Annotated in this window: 15 protein-coding genes; 10 read left to right on the top strand and 5 right to left on the bottom strand. The window is 66.3% G+C overall.

The features are described 5' to 3' along the window. Positions 1-9: 9 nt before the first annotated feature. The 3 genes from hppD to fumC all read right to left on the bottom strand — a co-directional run bounded on the left by hppD (position 10) and on the right by fumC (position 3,574). Entirely contained in the window at positions 10-1,089 is a 1,080-nt protein-coding gene (hppD, locus tag HTY51_RS05125; protein WP_174251725.1) for a 4-hydroxyphenylpyruvate dioxygenase, read from the bottom strand. Positions 1,090-1,310: 221 nt separating this feature from the next. Beyond that, on the bottom strand, positions 1,311-2,036 hold the full coding sequence (gene ytfE / locus HTY51_RS05130; RefSeq protein WP_174251726.1) for an iron-sulfur cluster repair protein YtfE: 726 nt from the start codon (positions 2,034-2,036) through the stop codon (positions 1,311-1,313). Positions 2,037-2,161: 125 nt separating this feature from the next. After that, the gene (fumC, locus tag HTY51_RS05135) at positions 2,162-3,574 is read right to left on the bottom strand and encodes a class II fumarate hydratase (RefSeq protein ID WP_174251727.1); all 1,413 of its coding nucleotides are present in this window, start codon (positions 3,572-3,574) and stop codon (positions 2,162-2,164) included. Between the two features lie 121 nt (positions 3,575-3,695). On the opposite strand from fumC, the gene HTY51_RS05140 reads away from it, so the two are divergent. The 9 genes from HTY51_RS05140 (at position 3,696) to HTY51_RS05180 (ending at position 12,156) form a co-directional block, all read left to right on the top strand. Next, complete coding sequence (locus tag HTY51_RS05140) at positions 3,696-3,938, top strand: DUF2789 domain-containing protein (protein ID WP_174251728.1); 243 nt, start codon at positions 3,696-3,698, stop codon at positions 3,936-3,938. Between the two features lie 316 nt (positions 3,939-4,254). Further along, on the top strand, positions 4,255-5,838 hold the full coding sequence (locus HTY51_RS05145; RefSeq protein ID WP_174251729.1) for a hypothetical protein: 1,584 nt from the start codon (positions 4,255-4,257) through the stop codon (positions 5,836-5,838). Positions 5,839-6,014: 176 nt separating this feature from the next. Then, entirely contained in the window at positions 6,015-6,521 is a 507-nt protein-coding gene (locus HTY51_RS05150) for a DUF1993 family protein (protein ID WP_174251730.1), read from the top strand. A 104-nt stretch (positions 6,522-6,625) separates the two neighbouring features. Continuing rightward, complete coding sequence (locus HTY51_RS05155) at positions 6,626-7,450, top strand: EAL domain-containing protein (RefSeq protein ID WP_174251731.1); 825 nt, start codon at positions 6,626-6,628, stop codon at positions 7,448-7,450. Between the two features lie 208 nt (positions 7,451-7,658). After that, a complete protein-coding gene (locus HTY51_RS05160) occupies positions 7,659-7,892 on the top strand; it encodes a hypothetical protein (RefSeq protein WP_174251732.1) in 234 nt (77 codons plus the stop codon). 218 nt (positions 7,893-8,110) lie between these two features. Further along, entirely contained in the window at positions 8,111-9,274 is a 1,164-nt protein-coding gene (locus tag HTY51_RS05165) for a CaiB/BaiF CoA-transferase family protein (RefSeq protein WP_174251733.1), read from the top strand. Positions 9,275-9,320: 46 nt separating this feature from the next. Beyond that, positions 9,321-10,214 carry a dioxygenase gene (locus HTY51_RS05170; protein ID WP_174251734.1) on the top strand — a complete coding sequence of 298 codons (894 nt, stop codon included), beginning with the start codon at positions 9,321-9,323 and terminating at the stop codon, positions 10,212-10,214. An 11-nt stretch (positions 10,215-10,225) separates the two neighbouring features. Beyond that, a complete protein-coding gene (locus HTY51_RS05175; protein ID WP_174251735.1) occupies positions 10,226-11,032 on the top strand; it encodes a citryl-CoA lyase in 807 nt (268 codons plus the stop codon). Between the two features lie 158 nt (positions 11,033-11,190). Continuing rightward, positions 11,191-12,156, top strand: coding sequence for a tripartite tricarboxylate transporter substrate binding protein (locus tag HTY51_RS05180; RefSeq protein ID WP_174251736.1), 966 nt, complete (start codon positions 11,191-11,193; stop codon positions 12,154-12,156). A 61-nt stretch (positions 12,157-12,217) separates the two neighbouring features. Here the strand turns inward: HTY51_RS05180 and HTY51_RS05185 are convergent, their stop codons facing one another. Both HTY51_RS05185 and HTY51_RS05190 read right to left on the bottom strand, forming a co-directional pair. Beyond that, positions 12,218-13,117, bottom strand: a complete 900-nt coding sequence (locus HTY51_RS05185) for a LysR substrate-binding domain-containing protein (protein WP_174251737.1) — start codon at positions 13,115-13,117, stop codon at positions 12,218-12,220. A 177-nt stretch (positions 13,118-13,294) separates the two neighbouring features. Then, complete coding sequence (locus tag HTY51_RS05190) at positions 13,295-14,980, bottom strand: electron transfer flavoprotein-ubiquinone oxidoreductase (RefSeq protein ID WP_174251738.1); 1,686 nt, start codon at positions 14,978-14,980, stop codon at positions 13,295-13,297. A 172-nt stretch (positions 14,981-15,152) separates the two neighbouring features. On the opposite strand from HTY51_RS05190, the gene HTY51_RS05195 reads away from it, so the two are divergent. Then, positions 15,153-15,935 carry an SDR family oxidoreductase gene (locus HTY51_RS05195; protein WP_174251739.1) on the top strand — a complete coding sequence of 261 codons (783 nt, stop codon included), beginning with the start codon at positions 15,153-15,155 and terminating at the stop codon, positions 15,933-15,935. Positions 15,936-15,977: the final 42 nt, after the last annotated feature.

Below are 15,977 nucleotides of genomic sequence, written 5' to 3' on the forward strand. Positions count from 1 at the left end.
ACCCCGCGTTCAGCCCCCCACCTTCAGCGCGCCGCGGCGGATCTGGTCGCGCTCCAGGCTCTCGAACAGGGCCTTGAAGTTGCCTTCGCCGAAGCCTTCGTCGGCCTTGCGCTGGATGAACTCGAAGAACACCGGGCCCAGCAGCGTCTCGGAAAAGATCTGCAGCAGCAGGCGCGGCTTGCCGTCCCTGGTGGAGCCGTCCAGCAAAATGCCGCGTGCCTGCAGTTCAGGCACCGGTTCGCCGTGGCCGGGCAGGCGCTCGGCCAGCATGTCGTAGTAGATGTCGTTGGGCGCCGTCATCAGCGGAATGCCGGCCATCTGCAGCGCGTCCACGCTCTCCAGCAGGTTGTCCGTCAGCAGGGCGATGTGCTGGATGCCCTCGCCGCTGAACTTCATCAGGTACTCCTCGATCTGCCCCGTGCCGCGGCCCGACTCCTCGTTGAGCGGAATGCGGATCAGCCCGTCGGGTGCCGTCATGGCGCGGCTGGTCAGGCCCGTGTACTCGCCCTGGATGTCGAAATAGCGGATCTCGCGGAAGTTGAAGATGCGCTCGTAGAAGGCGCCCCAGAAGGCCATGCGGCCGCGGTAGACGTTGTGCGTCAGGTGGTCGATCACCTTGAAGCCGTGGCCGCGCGGGTGCCGGTCCACGCCCTCGATGAACTCGAAGTCGATGTCGTAGATGCTCTTGCCGTCCTCGAAGCGGTCGATCAGGTAGAGCGGCGCACCGCCGATGCCCTTGATCGCCGGCAGGCGCAGTTCCATGGGGCCGGTGGGTACCTCCACCGGCTGCGCGCCCAGTTCCAGCGCACGGGCGTAGGCCTTATGGGAGTCGCGCACGCGAAAGGCCATGGCGCAGGCGCTGGGGCCATGCTCGGCGGCAAAGTAGCCGGCCAGGCTGCGCGGTTCACGGTTCACGATGAAGTTGATGTGGCCCTGACGGTAGAGCAGCACGTCCTTGCTGCGGTGGCGCGCCACCAGGGAGAAGCCCATCTTCTCGAACAGGGGCTCCAGGGTGTTGGGGGCGGGCGAGGCGAATTCCACGAACTCGAAGCCGCACAGGCCCATGGGGTTGTCGAACAGATCAGCCATGAGAGGTCTCCAGAAAAATGATCAGCCAGCGTGCCGGAGCACGCCACGTGGGTGTTCAGCCGCGAGCCGGAGGCGCGCAGGGCCGTCCGCGCGTGCTGCGCGCGAGGTGTTGGCCGAAGATCAGGAACTGGATGGACATGGGTCGTCTTGCTGGAGGCAAGGTTAACCCATGCACGCGCCCTGCGCCAGCGGCGGGGCTGGCGAGGCGCGGGGAGCGGGTCTCAGCTGCAGCCGCAAGCCGTGCCGCAGCCCTGCGCCGGCTGCGGCGTCTCGAACTGCGGGAACAGCAAGTTGTTCTCCAGGTGGATGTGGTTGATCAGGTCTTCGCTGAGCTGGGCGATGCCGGCGTAGAGCGCGCGCCAGGTGTTGCAGGCGCTAGCCGGAGGCGTGGCGTCGTGGGTCAGGGCGGCCAGGCGCTCCAGGGCCTCGCCGTGGTCGGTGTGCTCGTGCCGCATCATCGTGATGGGGTTCACCACAAAGGCATTGCCGCCGGCCTTGAGCATGGGGAACAGCACCTGCTCCTCCTTCATCATGTGCGAGAGCAGCTCCTGTTCCATGTGTTCCAGGAAATCGGCCAGGCCGCGGGGCACGTCCGGGCTCTCGCGGTGCACGGCTTCCACCCGGCGCGCCATGCGGATCAGCTCGGGCAGCTGGGCACGGTGCACCTCGTGGTAACGCGCAAGGATGTGGTCGATCAGCGCCGCAGGTTCCTGCGCCTCGGGCAGGGCGCGCGGGCGCTGCAGCGTGCCCAGCTCTTCCAGCAGCGCGGGCAGGTTCAGGTTCCTGTCGTTCGCCGCCTGGCGCAGGCTGATCTGGCCGCCGCAGCAGAAGTCCAGCTTGAGCCGGCGAAAGACGGCGGTGGCGCCGGGCAGCTGCACGGCGATCTGGCCGATGGCCTGGTCGGCGCTCAGCGTATCGGGGGCGGTGGTTTCCAGTCGGGCATTCATCTTGTTCACTCCTGTGTTGCGATGGAGTGATTAGAGAGAGACGCGAATAACCCTTTTTTGATTTGGCGCAAGCTCGCACCAATCGGTGACGATGCCCCTGGAAACCGCAAGGGCATGCAGGGTTTTCAGGTGCCCGGTCGCAGCATTTCCTCGGCCCGCACCCAGCGGTCGAAGTCCTCTGCGCTCACCTCGCCCAGCGCCAGCGCCGCCTCGCGCAGCGTGCAACCGTCGAGGTGTGCGCGCTTGGCGATGGCCGCGGCGCGGTCGTAGCCTATGTGCGGCGCCAGGGCCGTCACCAGCATCAGCGAGCTGTCCAGCAGGGCCTGGATGCGTTCGCGCCGGGCTTCGATGCCTTGCACGCAGAACGAGTCGAAGCTGGCCATGCCGTCGGCCAGCAGGCGGATGCTCTGCAGCAGGTTGTGGGCGATGAGCGGCTTGTAGACATTGAGCTCGAAATTGCCCGAGGCCCCGCCGATGCCGATGGCCACGTCGTTGCCCATGACCTGGCAGCACAGCATGGTGAGCGCCTCGCACTGTGTGGGGTTCACCTTGCCCGGCATGATGGAGCTGCCCGGCTCGTTTTCCGGGATGCTGATCTCGCCCAGGCCCGCGCGCGGGCCCGAGGCCAGCCAGCGCACGTCGTTGGCGATCTTCATCAGCGCCACCGCCAGTGTCTTGAGGGCGCCGTGCATGGCCACCAGGCCGTCGTGCGCAGCCAGCGCGGCGAACTTGTTTGAAGCGCTGGTGAAGGGCAGCTGCGCGCCGCGCGCCAGCTCGGCTGCCACCCGCGCGCCGAACTCGGGGTGGGTGTTCAGGCCCGTGCCCACGGCCGTGCCGCCGATGGCCAGCGGGTAGAGCGCGGCCAGCGTGGCGCTGATGTGGGCCCTGGCCTGCGCCAGCTGCGCTGCGTAGCCCGAGAATTCGTCGCCCAGCGTCAGCGGCGTGGCGTCCTGCAGGTGGGTGCGGCCTATCTTCACGATGCCGGCAAAGGCTGCGGCCTTGGCCGCCAGCGTCTCGTGCAGGCCCGTCAGCGCCGGCAGCAGCGCCACGGTGATGCTGTGCGCCGCGGCCAGGTGCATGGCCGTGGGGAAGACGTCGTTGGACGACTGGCCCAGGTTCACGTCGTCGTTCGGGTGCACCACGCGGCCGGCGCCGCGCGGGCCGCCCAGCAGCTCGGAGGCCCGGTTGGCCAGCACCTCGTTGAGGTTCATATTGCTCTGCGTGCCCGAGCCGGTCTGCCAGACCGAGAGCGGAAACTCGGCGTTGTGCTCGCCGTCCAGCACCTCTTCGGCCGCGCTGGCGATGGCCATGGCCTTCTCGGGCGCCAGCAGGGCCAGCTCCAGGTTCACACGGGCGCAGGCCAGCTTGACCATGGCCAGCGCCTGCACGATCTCCAGCGGCATGCGCTCGGTGGAGATGGCGAAGAAGGCCAGCGAGCGCTGTGTCTGCGCGCCCCAGAGCCGCTCGGCGGGCACCTCGATGGGGCCGAAGCTGTCGCGCTCCGTGCGTGTAGGGGGAGGGGGTGTGCTGAGGGACATGATGATGCTCCCGTGCTGCGGTGGGTCATTCCACTGCAGCCATTGTGCGCCGCGCCAGATGCGGGTTCAATACCGCTTGTGCCCCCGGCACCGCCGGGCCCGGCCGGAAAGGAAGCTCGCCATGTCACCCCACTACCACCAGTTCTGCGAACTGTTCGCCCAGCTGGGCCTGCCCGCTGACGTGCCCAGCATCGCCGCCTTCATCCAGAGCCATTCGCCCTTGCCCCCCGCCACCCGGCTGGAAGAGGCTCCCTTCTGGACGCCGCCGCAGGCCGCACTGTTGCGCGAGAACCTGCAGGAAGATGCCGACTGGGCCGAGCTGGTGGACCAGCTCAACCTGGCGCTGCGCGAGCCCGCACGCTGAAATCGCCGAAGCCCGGCGCTTGCGGCGCCGCCTGCAGCGCTCCCCAGTTTGTGGGATGGACATCCTCTGCCGCCTCACTAGCATCCACACCATAGCCTGTTGACCGTCGGGAGCAGGGGCTCCGGCGGTTTTCCGGATGCAGGCTTGAAGTGGGCAAGAACTTCAGCAGCAGCAAGCTGCGCGTGCTCGACAAGGTCATCGCTGCGGTGCGACCTTTGTGCAAACCCTCATGACGCGTGTTCTCGTTGGGTGGCCGTGCACTCGTGGGCAGGGCTGCCTGCTCTGCTTTTGCCACGAGCATCCAAGGGAGATCGCCATGCCTGATATCGATATTTCCATCACCGGTAACCGCTTCGCCGACATCATCTTCAGATACCCCTGTGCACAGAAGGTCCTGATGGTGACCGACAGCAGCCTGAGCTTCGGCACCGACGGCTTCGGCCTGTCGGAGTTTGTCGGCATCGTCCGGGCGGCAGGGCACACCGTCACCACGGCGCACCGCAGCGGCAGCGGCCCCAACCTCAGCATTCCTGGGGCCTACAACTTCGCCACCGCCAGCCCCGCTGTGACCACGGCCAACTACGACCAGATCTGGCTCTTCGGTTTCAGCTCCACGCCGCTGACGGCAGCGGAGCAGACCAGGATGGCCCAGTTCATGGCCGCGGGCGGTGGTGTGTTCGCCACCGGCGACCACGAGACCATAGGTTCGGGCATGGGGACCAGCATCCCGCGCGTGCGCGGCATGCGCAACTGGGCCACCATCCCCATGGTGAACCCCAGCCGGCACGACACCGTGATCGACCCCGGAGCCGACGGCATCAAGCAGTTCAACGACCAGGCCGACGCCACACCGCAGCGCATCTACCCGGTGTTCTTCTCCAATGGCGGCCCCGACAACGTGGCCGGCAGCTGGAGCGTGCACCCCGTGCTGCGCCACAGCTCCGGCGCGGTGGACCATCTACCCGACCACCCGCACGAGAGCGAATGCCTGGCGCCTGCACCGGTGGCCGGCGTTTTTGCCGGCATCGAGGAGTGGCCGGCCCCCGTGGGTGGCGGCGCCCGCGTGGGGGCGCAGATCGCCGTGGTCTCGGTCTCGGCCGGGCGTTTCATCGTGGACACCCTCAAGCCGCCGGTGCGGCCGCGCTGCTTCGGTGCCATCTCGGCCTATGACGGTGACCCCGCCCGGGTAGGCCGCGTGGTGTGCGACGCCACCTGGCACCACTTCGTCAACATCAACCTCAACGGTTCCGGCGCTGGCATCGACCCCGGCACCGGCCTGCCGCGCACCGGCCTGTATGCGGCGGGCACACCCACGCCCGAGTACATGAAGATCCGGGCCTATTACCTCAACACCGTGCGCTGGCTCGCGCCCATCGGCCGCCGCACCTGCTGGCCCTTTGTCATCGCCACGCTCGCGCGCTTCGACTTCGAGATGCAGGAATTCCGTCTGCCGCTGCCGCACCCCTGCCCCTGGGACCCGCTTTTGCGCATCGGCCTGCTGGCCGAGGAGATCGTCAACCGCCAGTGGGGCCCGGGCATGCTGGCCGATGTGGTGGACGACATGCTCACTACCAGCGAAGCCTCGCCCGCGCTGGGGCAAATGCTCAAGGGCCAGCGGGCGCCGCAAAGCGCCGAACAGGACAAACGCTCCGATCCTTCCCTGCTGCCCCTGCAGGACCTGCGCCGTGTCATCCTGGGCTCCGTGGTCAACACCATTGCGCACAAGCTGCCGGAGGACGATGAAAAACTCGCAGCCATCCTCAAGCGCAGCAGCGACAAACTCTCGCGTGAGCTTGTGCTCGAAGGCGTGGGCGCCGCCCAGCAGGCGATCGACGAGTACCTGCAGCAGGCGCTCAAGCAGACGGCGGCCCTGGCCAAGGCCATCCAGAAGAAAAAATAGGCCCTCAGGCCGGGCCCGCTGAGCACCAGCGGACCTTGCAGCCTGGCACACCGGGGCCCTGGCGCCCCGGTGTGTTTTTGTGCCCCGGCAAACGCGGCAAAGCCCTTGCGCCAGCAGGTGCTGGCCAGCGGCACCACAATGCGCGCTGTTTCATCGCCACCACCCCGGAGACTTCCATGACCCTTTCCATGTACCAGGCCAGCGTGCCGCGTTTCATCAACACCCTGGGCAACCTGTCGGCCATCCTGGACAAGGCGCAGGCCCATGTGGATGCGAAAAAGCTGGACGAGACCGCGCTCACCGGCTTTCGCCTCTACCCCGACATGCTGCCCCTGGCCCGCCAGGTCATGATCGTCACCGACACCGCCAAGGGCCTGGCCGCGCGCCTGGCCGGCGTGGACATCCCGGTCTACGAAGACACGGAAAAGACCCTGGCGGAGCTCAAGGCCCGCATCGCCAAGACCATCGCCTACCTGCAGACCTTCCAGCCCGCGCAGATCGACGGCACGGAAGACAAGGAAATCGTCATCAAGCGCGGCGACAAGGAAACCCGCTACACCGGCCAGCAGTTCCTGCTGGGCCACGCCGTGCCCAACTTCTACTTCCACGTCACCACGACCTACGCCATCCTGCGACACAACGGGGTGGAGATCGGGAAGCGGGATTACCTCGGGAATCCTTGAACACCTGAGACCATGGGGGCCAGGGCAGGCAATTGGTCTCTGACTGTGCGGCAGGGCGGCCCGTCACGGGCGCCCGGGCTTCTGACGCTGTCAGAATGTCAGCCATGAGCGACCTCCCTACCTCCAGAGTCAATCCCGCCTTCCCTGTCGGATTCATGCCCCTGGCCGGTACGTCTCGCGATTGCGAGGAGTGCGGCAGGGCCGAGCGCGTGGGTTTCCAGTTTGATTACGCCTACCAGCCCATCGTGGACGTGGACCGCCAGGTGGTCTTTGCGCATGAGGCGCTGGTACGCGGCCCCGCCGGCGAAGGCGCGATGACCGTGCTGTCGCAGGTGCACGAGCAGAACCGCTACCGCTTCGACCAGGCCTGCCGGGTCAAGGCCATCAAGGGCGCCAGCGAGCTGGGCATCCAGGAACGCATCTCCATCAATTTCCTGCCCAACGCCATCTACAAACCCGAGGTGTGCATACGCACCACGCTGGAGGCCGCGCGCGTGCACAGCTTTCCGCTGGAGCGCATCATCTTCGAGGTGACCGAAGGCGAGCGCATCGAAGACGGCCCCTGGTTTGCCGAGATCCTGCGCGAGTACAAGCGTTGCGGTTTCAAGACCGCCATCGACGACTTCGGGGCCGGTTATGCCGGCATGAAGCTGCTGGCGGATTTCCAGCCCGACCTGATCAAGATCGACATGGACCTGATCCGCAACATCCAGGCCGACCGCGCACGCCAGGCCATCGTGCGCAGCCTGGTGCGCCTGTGCGAGGAGATGGGCATCCAGGTCATTGCCGAGGGCATCGAAACCCCGGCCGAGCGCGACTGGCTGCACGACAGCGGCATCCGCCTGATGCAGGGTTACCTGTTCGCCAAGCCGGCCTTCCGCTCCGTGGCGGCGGTGGCACCCGCGGCCTACGCGCTGGCGCAGCGCTGAGTTGCCTGGGGTGCGCCCACGCTGAATAAAGAGCGGGGCCCCGGCGCCACGTCGGGCCCCATCCTCCCGGCTGTTGCAGAACGTCACATTCCTGCGTGCCTTTCCGTGCTTTGACGGGGGTGATTGGTCTTAGTATCCACTCCGGCCAGATGCAGACGCTCCGGGAGTTTTCCCCAGCATGCATGGGTCCCCAAAAAAGAGACTCAGCATGGATCTGAAAGAAGCCGGCCTGAAGTGGGAGGAGCTGCACCAGCGTTGGGTGGCGGCCAACCAGGAAGCCAGGCGCATGGAGATGAAGAACCTCTTGCGCTACAAATCGTTTGCCGAGGGCAAGGGGGCCGCCCCGACTGCCGAAGACCTGGCGCTGGCCGAGCAGCTGCGGCGCACGGCCAACAGCGCGCAGGCCGACCGCGACGAGTACACCCGCCGGGTGTTTCGCTGATCGTTTGCGGGCCGGGGCTCAGCTCCCCGCGCCCTGCGCCACACCGTTCCAGACCCCAGTCGTCTTGAGTGTTCATGTCTGGACAGGCCTGTCGCCCAATCAATCGATGCCATCGATCATCTTTATGAAAAACAATCATTTCTGAAAATTGATCACGCGCTCTACAGTCCGCCCCATGCCAGACAAGGCAAGAGACTGATAAAGAAAGAGACGTCGTCATGCAGAAAGTCCTCAGCGGCATCAAGGTGCTGGAGCAAGGCACCTTCATCACCGGCCCGGCGGCCGGCATGTTTCTGGCCGATCTCGGGGCCGAGGTGATCAAGATCGAACAGCCGGGCACGGGGGACCCTTTCCGCGCCTTCCGCGGCGGCCTGTACAGCCCGCATTTCCAGACCTACAACCGCAACAAGCGCAGCATCACGCTCAACACCAAGCTGCCCGAGGACGCCGCGGTGTTCGACGAACTGGTGAAGGACGCCGACGTCTACATCCAGAACTTCCGCCCCGGTACCGCGGAGCGCCTGGGCGCTGGCGAGGCTCATCTGCGCGGGCTCAACCCGCGGCTGGTCTATTGCGCCATCAGCGGTTTCGGCCAGACGGGGCCGGCCGCGGGCCGACCGGCCTATGACACCGTGGCGCAGGCGGCCAGTGGCTTTCTCAAGCTGCTGGTCAACCCGGCCAATCCGCGTGTGGTGGGGCCGGCCGTGGCCGATGCCATGACCGGTTTTTATGCCGCCTACGGCATCCTGGGCGCGCTGGTGGAGCGCGGCCGCACGGGCGTGGGCCGCAAGGTCGAGGTGTCGATGCTGGAGGCGATGTGCCACTTCAACCTCGATGCCTTCACCCACTATTTTTCCGAGGGCGAGATCATGGGGCCCTTCAGCCGCCCCAGCGTCTCGCAGTCCTATGTGCTGGAGTGCGCCGACGGACTGTGGATCGCGCTGCACATGTCCTCGCCCGAGAAGTTCTGGCAGGGGCTGGCCAAGGCCATCGAACGGCCGCAGCTGTTCGAGGACCCACGTTTTTCCGACCGCGAGGCCCGCATCACCCACCAGAACGAATTGATCGTGCTGCTCAGCGGCCTGTTCCGCCAGCACGACCGCGCCACCTGGTGCCGCCGGCTGGAGGCCGAGGACGTGCCCCACGCGCCCATGTACGACACCCGCGAGGCCATGGACGACCCGCAGGCCCGCCACCTGCAACTCCAGGTGAGCGCGCCGCACCCCGAGGGCGGTGAGTGGCACACCATCCGTTCCCCCGTGAGCTTCGATGGCGAGCGCGCACTGGAGGTCACGGCCCCACCCGCGCTGGGCGCCGACAACGAGGCCATCGTCGAACCCATACGCCGCAGCCTGGGCGCCGTGCCCAAGCGTGCGGCCTGAGCTTCATCCCAACGACACAACGACAAAGACCAGGAGACCCCAAGAGATGAATCCCTCGAACGAAAACGAATTGACCCTGGCGGTGCTGGAGCGCCTGGAAGGCGCGACCGATCCCCGCTTTGCGCAGATCATGGCGTCGCTGATCAAACACCTGCACGCCTTCCTGCGCGACGTGGACCTCAAGCCCGACGAGTGGATGAATGGCATCCAGTTCCTGACGGCGGTGGGCCAGGCCTGCACCGACAAACGCCAGGAATTCATCCTGTTGTCCGACACCCTGGGCGCCTCGATGATGGTGGTGATGCTGGACCAGGCCCGCGCCCTGGCACAGGGGCGGACCGGGGCGAAGGCCACCGAGGCGACCGAAGCCACCGTGCAGGGCCCCTACTACTGGGAGGGTGCGCCGGAGCAGCCGCTGGGCGCCAATATTGCCGAGGGGGTGGCAGGCGAGCCCACCTTCTACAGCGGGCGCATCACCGACACCAGCGGCAAACCGCTGCAGGGCGCGCTGCTCGACATCTGGTCCGGTGACGGCGAAGGCAACTACGACATGCAGATCGAGGGCGCGGAGATGGCCGCGCGGGCCCGCATCCGCACCGACGAGCAGGGCCGTTACTGGTACTGGTCCATCCAGCCCTCCTACTACCCGGTGCCGGTGGACGGACCGGTGGGGCGCATGCTCGGCGGCATGGGGCGCCACCCCAACCGGCCTGGCCACATCCACATGATGGTGTCGGCGCCCGGCCATGTGCCGGTGACCACCCACCTGTTCGTCGCCAACAGCCCCTACATCGACTCCGACGCGGTGTTCGGCGTGCGGCCCAGCCTGATCGTGGACTACGAAAAGCACCCCGCCGGCAAGGCGCCCGATGGCCGGGTCATGGACCAGCCCTACTGGTCCGCCCACTACGACTTCTGCCTCGCCCCCCGGCAGGCCTGAGAGCAACTCCCATGAAAATCGGCAAAGAAACCATTCCCCGCACCGCCATCTGCACCTCCGACGAGCACACCATCGTCGTGCGGGGGCAGGACCTGTGCCAGGACCTGATCGGCCACCTGTCCTTTGCGGACTACTTTTTCCTGCTGCTGACGGGCCGCAAACCCGACGCTGCCTGCAGCGCGGTGCTCAACGCCACCCTGGTGGCCATAGCCGAGCACGGCCTGGTGCCCAGCGTGCAGGCCAGCCGCATGACCTTTGCGGCGGCACCCGATGCGCTGCAGGGCGCGGTGGCGGCCGGCATCCTGGGTTGCGGCTCGGTCATCCTGGGGGCGTCCGAAACCGCGGGCCGACTCTTTGCGGACGTGGCCGCGCGCGTGGATGCCGGTGCCAGCCTGGACGCTGCGGCGGCGGCCGCGATCACCGAGCTCAAGGCCGCGCGCCGTGCGATCCCAGGTTATGGCCACCCCCTGCACAAGGCCCGCGACCCGCGTGTGGATCGCCTGATCGAAGTGGCCACCCAGGCCGGGGCCGACCTGCGTTACGTGCACATCGCCCAGGCGCTGGAGCGCGCCATCCCCGGCATCACCGGCAAGGACTTGCGCATGAACGTCTCGGCCGCCATCCCGGCCGTGCTCATGGGGGTTGGTTTCCCGGTGTCCTCGCTGCGCGGTGTGCCCATCCTGGCGCGCACGGCGGGCCTGATCGCCCACCTGGCCGAGGAGGCCGAAAAGCCCAGCGGCTTTGCCCTGTCCTACCAGGCCACGCGCGAGCTGCAGTACGACGGGCTCCTGCCCGAAGGTTACGGGGAGGCCGCGTGAGATCGAGCCGGTCGACGGACATGCAGAAAGGAGCCCATGCCATCGATTGATCCCAGAGCAAGTGAGTACCGGGTTGGCTTCGACCCCGGGTGACCCTGTGAAAGTAGCAAGTCAGAATTTTTATCAAAGCGGACTTCAGTCCGCACAAGGAGACAAACATGCGCTTGAATATCAAATTGCTCGGAGGCCTGTTCCTCGGGCTGCTGTGCAGCCTGGGCCATGCCCAGAACACCGATTGGCCCAGCAAGCCCATCAAGATCGTGGTCGGCTTTGCGGCCGGCACCCCACCGGACATCTTTGCCCGCATGTACGGCGACTACGCTTCCAAGAAGCTGGGCGTGCCGGTCGTGGTCGACAACAAGCCGGGGGCGGCCGGTAACCTGTCCTCGGACACGGTGGCGAAATCGCCGGCCGATGGTTATACCGTGCTCTACAACCTGTCGACCGGGTTCACGCTCAACCCCTTCCTCTACACCAAGCTGCCCTTTGATCCCGAGAAGGACCTCACCCCGGTGGCCACGACCATGCGCCAGGGCCTGGTGCTGATCGCGAACCCGAAGTTCCCCGCCAGTTCGATCAAGGAACTCGTGGCCGCTGCGAAAGCCAAGCCGGGCACCATCTCGCACGCTTCTTATGGCGCCGGCAGCCCGTCCCATCTGATCGTCGAGATCCTGAAGGATGAGACCAGGATCGAGATGATTCACGTGCCCTACCGTGCCAGCCCCATTGCCGATCTGGTGGGTGGCCAGGTGGACACCCTGATGGAGCCCATCGCCACTGCCATGCCCCTGATCACCAGCGGCCGCGCCAAGGCACTGGCCTATTCCGGGCCCAGCCGCCATCCCGCCCTGCCGGATGTGCCCACGCTCTCGGAAGTGGTGCCGGGCCTGGCCGTGACGTCCTGGCATGGCATCTGGGCGCCCTCGGCCACGCCGGCCGCCGTGCTGGCACGCCTCAACAGCGTGCTGGTGGAAGCCAGCAAGGATGCCGACATGCAAAAACGCATCCGGGATCTGAACGTGGAGCCGCTCGGTCTCTCGCGGGCTGACATGGCCATCCTGGTGAGCCAGGATGCCGGCATGTTCAGCAAGATCGCCAAGGCACGCAACATCCGGTTGGACTGAGCCGCTGCTCTGCATCTGAACAAGGCCGATGTCCGGTTTGCCGGACATCGGCCTTTTCCATTCAATGCACCTTCTGCAGGCTGCTGTTGAAACCCAGCTTGCGCACGATGGACGAGAAGGAACGCACCTCGGGCGAGGGGCGGTCTGCCTTGCGCCGCAGGATGCCCGGGGTGCGGATGGGGGTGGGGTTCTCGATCGGGATGGCCTTGAGGGAAGCGCCGCCGGGTATCACGCTGCGCGAGACGATGGTCGCGATCTCGGTGCGCTCCACGAGGGACAGCATGGGGCTGATGGTGTTCATTTCGGCCACCACCCGCGGCTCGGCGCCGCTGGCCACGAAACATTCCTCCAGCAGCGAGCGCGTGGTGAACTCCCGGGTGAGCAGGACCAGCGCCTGCCGGTGCAGCTCCACCATGCGCACCCGCTTGCGTTTGTACAGCGGGTGGCTGGGGCCGACCACCAGCACCATCTCCTCGTTGTAGAGCGGCTCGAAAACCAGCTCGCTCAGGCCGGCGGGGCGGTAGGTGATGCCCAGGTCCAGCTCGCCCGCGCTGACCTTGTGGACGATGCTGTCGGCCGCCAGTTCCTGCACCGTCATGTGGACGGTGGGGTGCCGTTTCATGAAGATCGAGACGCACTCGGGGATGAAGCCGAGGTTGAAGGAGTGGGTAGCGCCCACCCGGACGAAACCGGCAAGTTCGCTGTCCGATTCCTTCAGGGCGCCGACGCCCTGGTCAATCTCCTGCAGGGCCCGGGTCGCGTAGACGAGAAAGGTCTCGCCGGCTTCGGTGAGCGTGACGCGCTTGGCAACCCGCTCGAACAGCAGGCTGCCCAGTTCTTCCTCGAGCTGGCGGATCTGGTGCGACAGGGTGGATTGGGTCACGTGCACCCGCTCGGCCGCCCGGGTGAAGCTCAGGGAGCCGGCCAGCGCAGCGAAATAGCGGAGATGTCGCAGTTCCATCGGGTTCTTTCCAGTTGATCGACACCATCGATCGTAACCATCCGGATGCATTCCTGCACGCCTGCGGCACAGGATCCCTGGCGGCCTTCCTCGGCCTTCTTCGGCCAACTGAGAACAGAAATGAGCACGGGGCCGAACTGTGCAGTTGGGCCCCGTTCCCGTGGACGCTTCAGCGCCTCACATGCCGCTGTAGTTCGGCCCGCCGCCGCCTTCGGGCGTGACCCAGACGATGTTCTGCGTGGGGTCCTTGATGTCGCAGGTCTTGCAGTGCACGCAGTTCTGGGCGTTGATCTGCAGGCGGTCCGTGTTGTCTTCGTTCTTCACGAACTCGTAGACACCGGCCGGGCAGTAGCGGCTCTCGGGGCCGGCGTACTTCGCCAGGTTGATGCCCACGGGCACGCTGGCGTCTTTCAGCGTCAGGTGGGCCGGTTGGTCTTCGGCGTGGTTGGTGTTGCTGATGAAGACGCTGGAGAGGCGGTCGAAGGTCAGCTTGCCGTCCGGCTTGGGGTAGGCAATCTGTGCGCACTCGGCCGCAGGCTTGAGGCGGGTGTGGTCCGCTTCCTTGCGGTGGAGCGTCCAGAACGGGCTCTTGATGCCGATCTTCGGCAGGAACCATTGCTCGATGCCGGTCATGATGGCGCCGATCAGGTTGCCCTTCTTGAACCACTGTTTGAAGTTGCGCGACTTGTGCAGCTCGTCGTACAGCCAACTCTGGGCGAAGGCCACCGGGTAGGCGCTCACCTCGTCGTGCGCGCGGCCGCTGCCCAGCGCGCCGTACAGCGCCTCGGCGGCCAGCATGCCGCTCTTGATGGCGGCATGGCTGCCCTTGATGCGGCTGGCGTTCAGGTAACCCGCGTCGCAGCCCACCAGGGCGCCGCCGGGGAAGACCACCTTGGGCAGGCTCAGCAGGCCGCCAGCGGTGATGGCGCGCGCGCCGTAGCCGATGCGCTTGCCGCCTTCGATGTGGGCGCGGATGGCGGGGTGCGTCTTCCAGCGCTGCATTTCCTCGAAGGGGCTCAAGTACGGGTTCTGGTAGTCCAGGCCGGTGACGAAGCCCAGGGTGATCTTGTTGCCTTCCAGGTGGTAGAGGAAACCGCCACCGTAGGTGCTGTTGTCCATGGGCCAGCCGGCGGTGTGCACCACGAGACCGGGTTTGGCCTGGTTGGCCGGCACTTCCCACAGTTCCTTGATGCCCAGGGCGTAGCTCTGCGGGTCCTTGCCTTCATCGAGCTTGTATTTCGCGATGAGCTGTTTGCCCAGGTGGCCACGCGCGCCTTCGGCGAACACGGTGTACTTGGCGTGCAGCTCCATGCCGAGCTGGAAGTTTTCGGTAGGCTCGCCGTCCTTGCCAATGCCCAGGTTGCCGGTGGCCACGCCCTTGACCGAACCATCGTCGTTGTAGAGCACCTCGGCGGCGGTGAAGCCGGGGAAGATCTCCACGCCCAGGGCCTCGGCCTGCTCGCCCAGCCATTTGGTCAGCACACCCAGGCTGATGACGTAGTTGCCCTCGTTGTGGAAGCAGTCGGGCACCAGGAAGTTGGGGGTGCGCTTGGCACCGGTCTCAGACAGGAAGAGCACGTCGTCGCCGGTCACCGGCTGGTGTAGCGGGGCGCCCATCTCTTTCCAGTTGGGGAAAAGCTCGTTCAGGGCAATCGGGTCCATCACCGCGCCGGAGAGGATGTGGGCACCGGGCTCGCCGCCTTTTTCCAGCACGACGACCGAGACGTCCTGGCCTTTTTCAGTCGCCAGTTGCTTGAGGCGGATGGCCGTGGACAGGCCGCCGGGGCCGCCGCCGACCACGACCACGTCGTATTCCATGGCTTCGCGGGGGCCGAACTGGGCAAGGATTTCTTCGTGGGTCATGGCGGCTGCTTTCTTCTTTGGAAGTCGCTTGATAATGGTGCGGGTTCGGCGCGCAATGCTACGGATTAACCCGCGGCAAACCTGTCGGATACGCGACTGATTTTAAAGCGGAATGATTGCAAAATAGAACGGTCGTTCTATTTTTGTCGGGTATTTTTCGAAAGGGCCCAGCATGGCTTACAGCATCGATCTTTCCGGCCGTGTGGCCTTCATCACCGGCGCCTCGGGCGGCCTGGGCGCGCAGTTTGCGCGTACCCTGTCGCGCGCCGGCGCTGCCGTGGTGCTGGCGGCGCGCCGCACCGAGAAGCTCAAGGAACTGCGCGCGCAGATCGAGGGCGAGGGCGGGGACGCCCACGTGGTGGAGCTGGACGTGACGGACATCGGCTCCATCAAGTCGGCCGTGGCGCACGCCGAGACCGAGGTGGGCTCCATCGACATCCTCATCAACAACTCGGGTGTGAGCACCACGCAGCGCCTGGTGGACGTGACGGAGGAGGACTACGACTACGTGCTCGACACCAACACCAAGGGCGCTTTTTTCGTGGCCCAGGAAGTGGGCAAGCGCATGCTGGCGCGCGCCCGGGGGGCGGCGCCGGGCACCTACACGGGTGGGCGCATCGTCAACATCGCCTCCATGGCCGGGCTCAAGGTGCTGCCGCAGATCGGCGTGTACTGCATGAGCAAGGCGGCCGTGGTGCACATGACGCGCGCCATGGCCATGGAGTGGGGCAAGTTCGGCATCAACGTCAACGCCTTGTGCCCGGGCTACATCGACACCGAGATCAACCACCACCACTGGCAGACCGAGCAGGGGCGCAAGCTCATCGATATGCTGCCGCGCAAGCGCGTGGGCCAGCCGGCCGACCTGGACGCGGTGCTGGTGATGCTGTGTGCCAAGGAGAGCCATTTCATCAACGGCGCGGTGATCCAGGCCGACGACGGCTTCGCGACCTGAGGGCTGCCTTCGGCTGCCGTGGCCGGGCCTTGATGCAGGTCA

It is taken from the genome of Rhodoferax sp. BAB1, from assembly GCF_013334205.1.
GTDB lineage: Bacteria > Pseudomonadota > Gammaproteobacteria > Burkholderiales > Burkholderiaceae_C > Hylemonella.

Excerpts from the sequence above, each read along its gene's own strand:
- HTY51_RS05160 (WP_174251732.1), top strand. The coding sequence starts at position 7,659 with ATGGATCTGAAAGAAGCCGGCCTGAAGTGGGAGGAGCTGCACCAGCGT.
- HTY51_RS05145 (WP_174251729.1), top strand. The coding sequence starts at position 4,255 with ATGCCTGATATCGATATTTCCATCACCGGTAACCGCTTCGCCGACATC.
- HTY51_RS05180 (WP_174251736.1), top strand. The coding sequence starts at position 11,191 with ATGCGCTTGAATATCAAATTGCTCGGAGGCCTGTTCCTCGGGCTGCTG.
- HTY51_RS05175 (WP_174251735.1), top strand. The coding sequence starts at position 10,226 with ATGAAAATCGGCAAAGAAACCATTCCCCGCACCGCCATCTGCACCTCC.
- HTY51_RS05165 (WP_174251733.1), top strand. The coding sequence starts at position 8,111 with ATGCAGAAAGTCCTCAGCGGCATCAAGGTGCTGGAGCAAGGCACCTTC.
- HTY51_RS05195 (WP_174251739.1), top strand. The coding sequence starts at position 15,153 with ATGGCTTACAGCATCGATCTTTCCGGCCGTGTGGCCTTCATCACCGGC.
- HTY51_RS05190 (WP_174251738.1), bottom strand. The coding sequence starts at position 14,980 with ATGACCCACGAAGAAATCCTTGCCCAGTTCGGCCCCCGCGAAGCCATG.
- HTY51_RS05185 (WP_174251737.1), bottom strand. The coding sequence starts at position 13,117 with ATGGAACTGCGACATCTCCGCTATTTCGCTGCGCTGGCCGGCTCCCTG.
- ytfE (WP_174251726.1), bottom strand. The coding sequence starts at position 2,036 with ATGAATGCCCGACTGGAAACCACCGCCCCCGATACGCTGAGCGCCGAC.
- HTY51_RS05155 (WP_174251731.1), top strand. The coding sequence starts at position 6,626 with ATGAGCGACCTCCCTACCTCCAGAGTCAATCCCGCCTTCCCTGTCGGA.
- HTY51_RS05170 (WP_174251734.1), top strand. The coding sequence starts at position 9,321 with ATGAATCCCTCGAACGAAAACGAATTGACCCTGGCGGTGCTGGAGCGC.
- hppD (WP_174251725.1), bottom strand. The coding sequence starts at position 1,089 with ATGGCTGATCTGTTCGACAACCCCATGGGCCTGTGCGGCTTCGAGTTC.
- HTY51_RS05140 (WP_174251728.1), top strand. The coding sequence starts at position 3,696 with ATGTCACCCCACTACCACCAGTTCTGCGAACTGTTCGCCCAGCTGGGC.
- fumC (WP_174251727.1), bottom strand. The coding sequence starts at position 3,574 with ATGTCCCTCAGCACACCCCCTCCCCCTACACGCACGGAGCGCGACAGC.
- HTY51_RS05150 (WP_174251730.1), top strand. The coding sequence starts at position 6,015 with ATGACCCTTTCCATGTACCAGGCCAGCGTGCCGCGTTTCATCAACACC.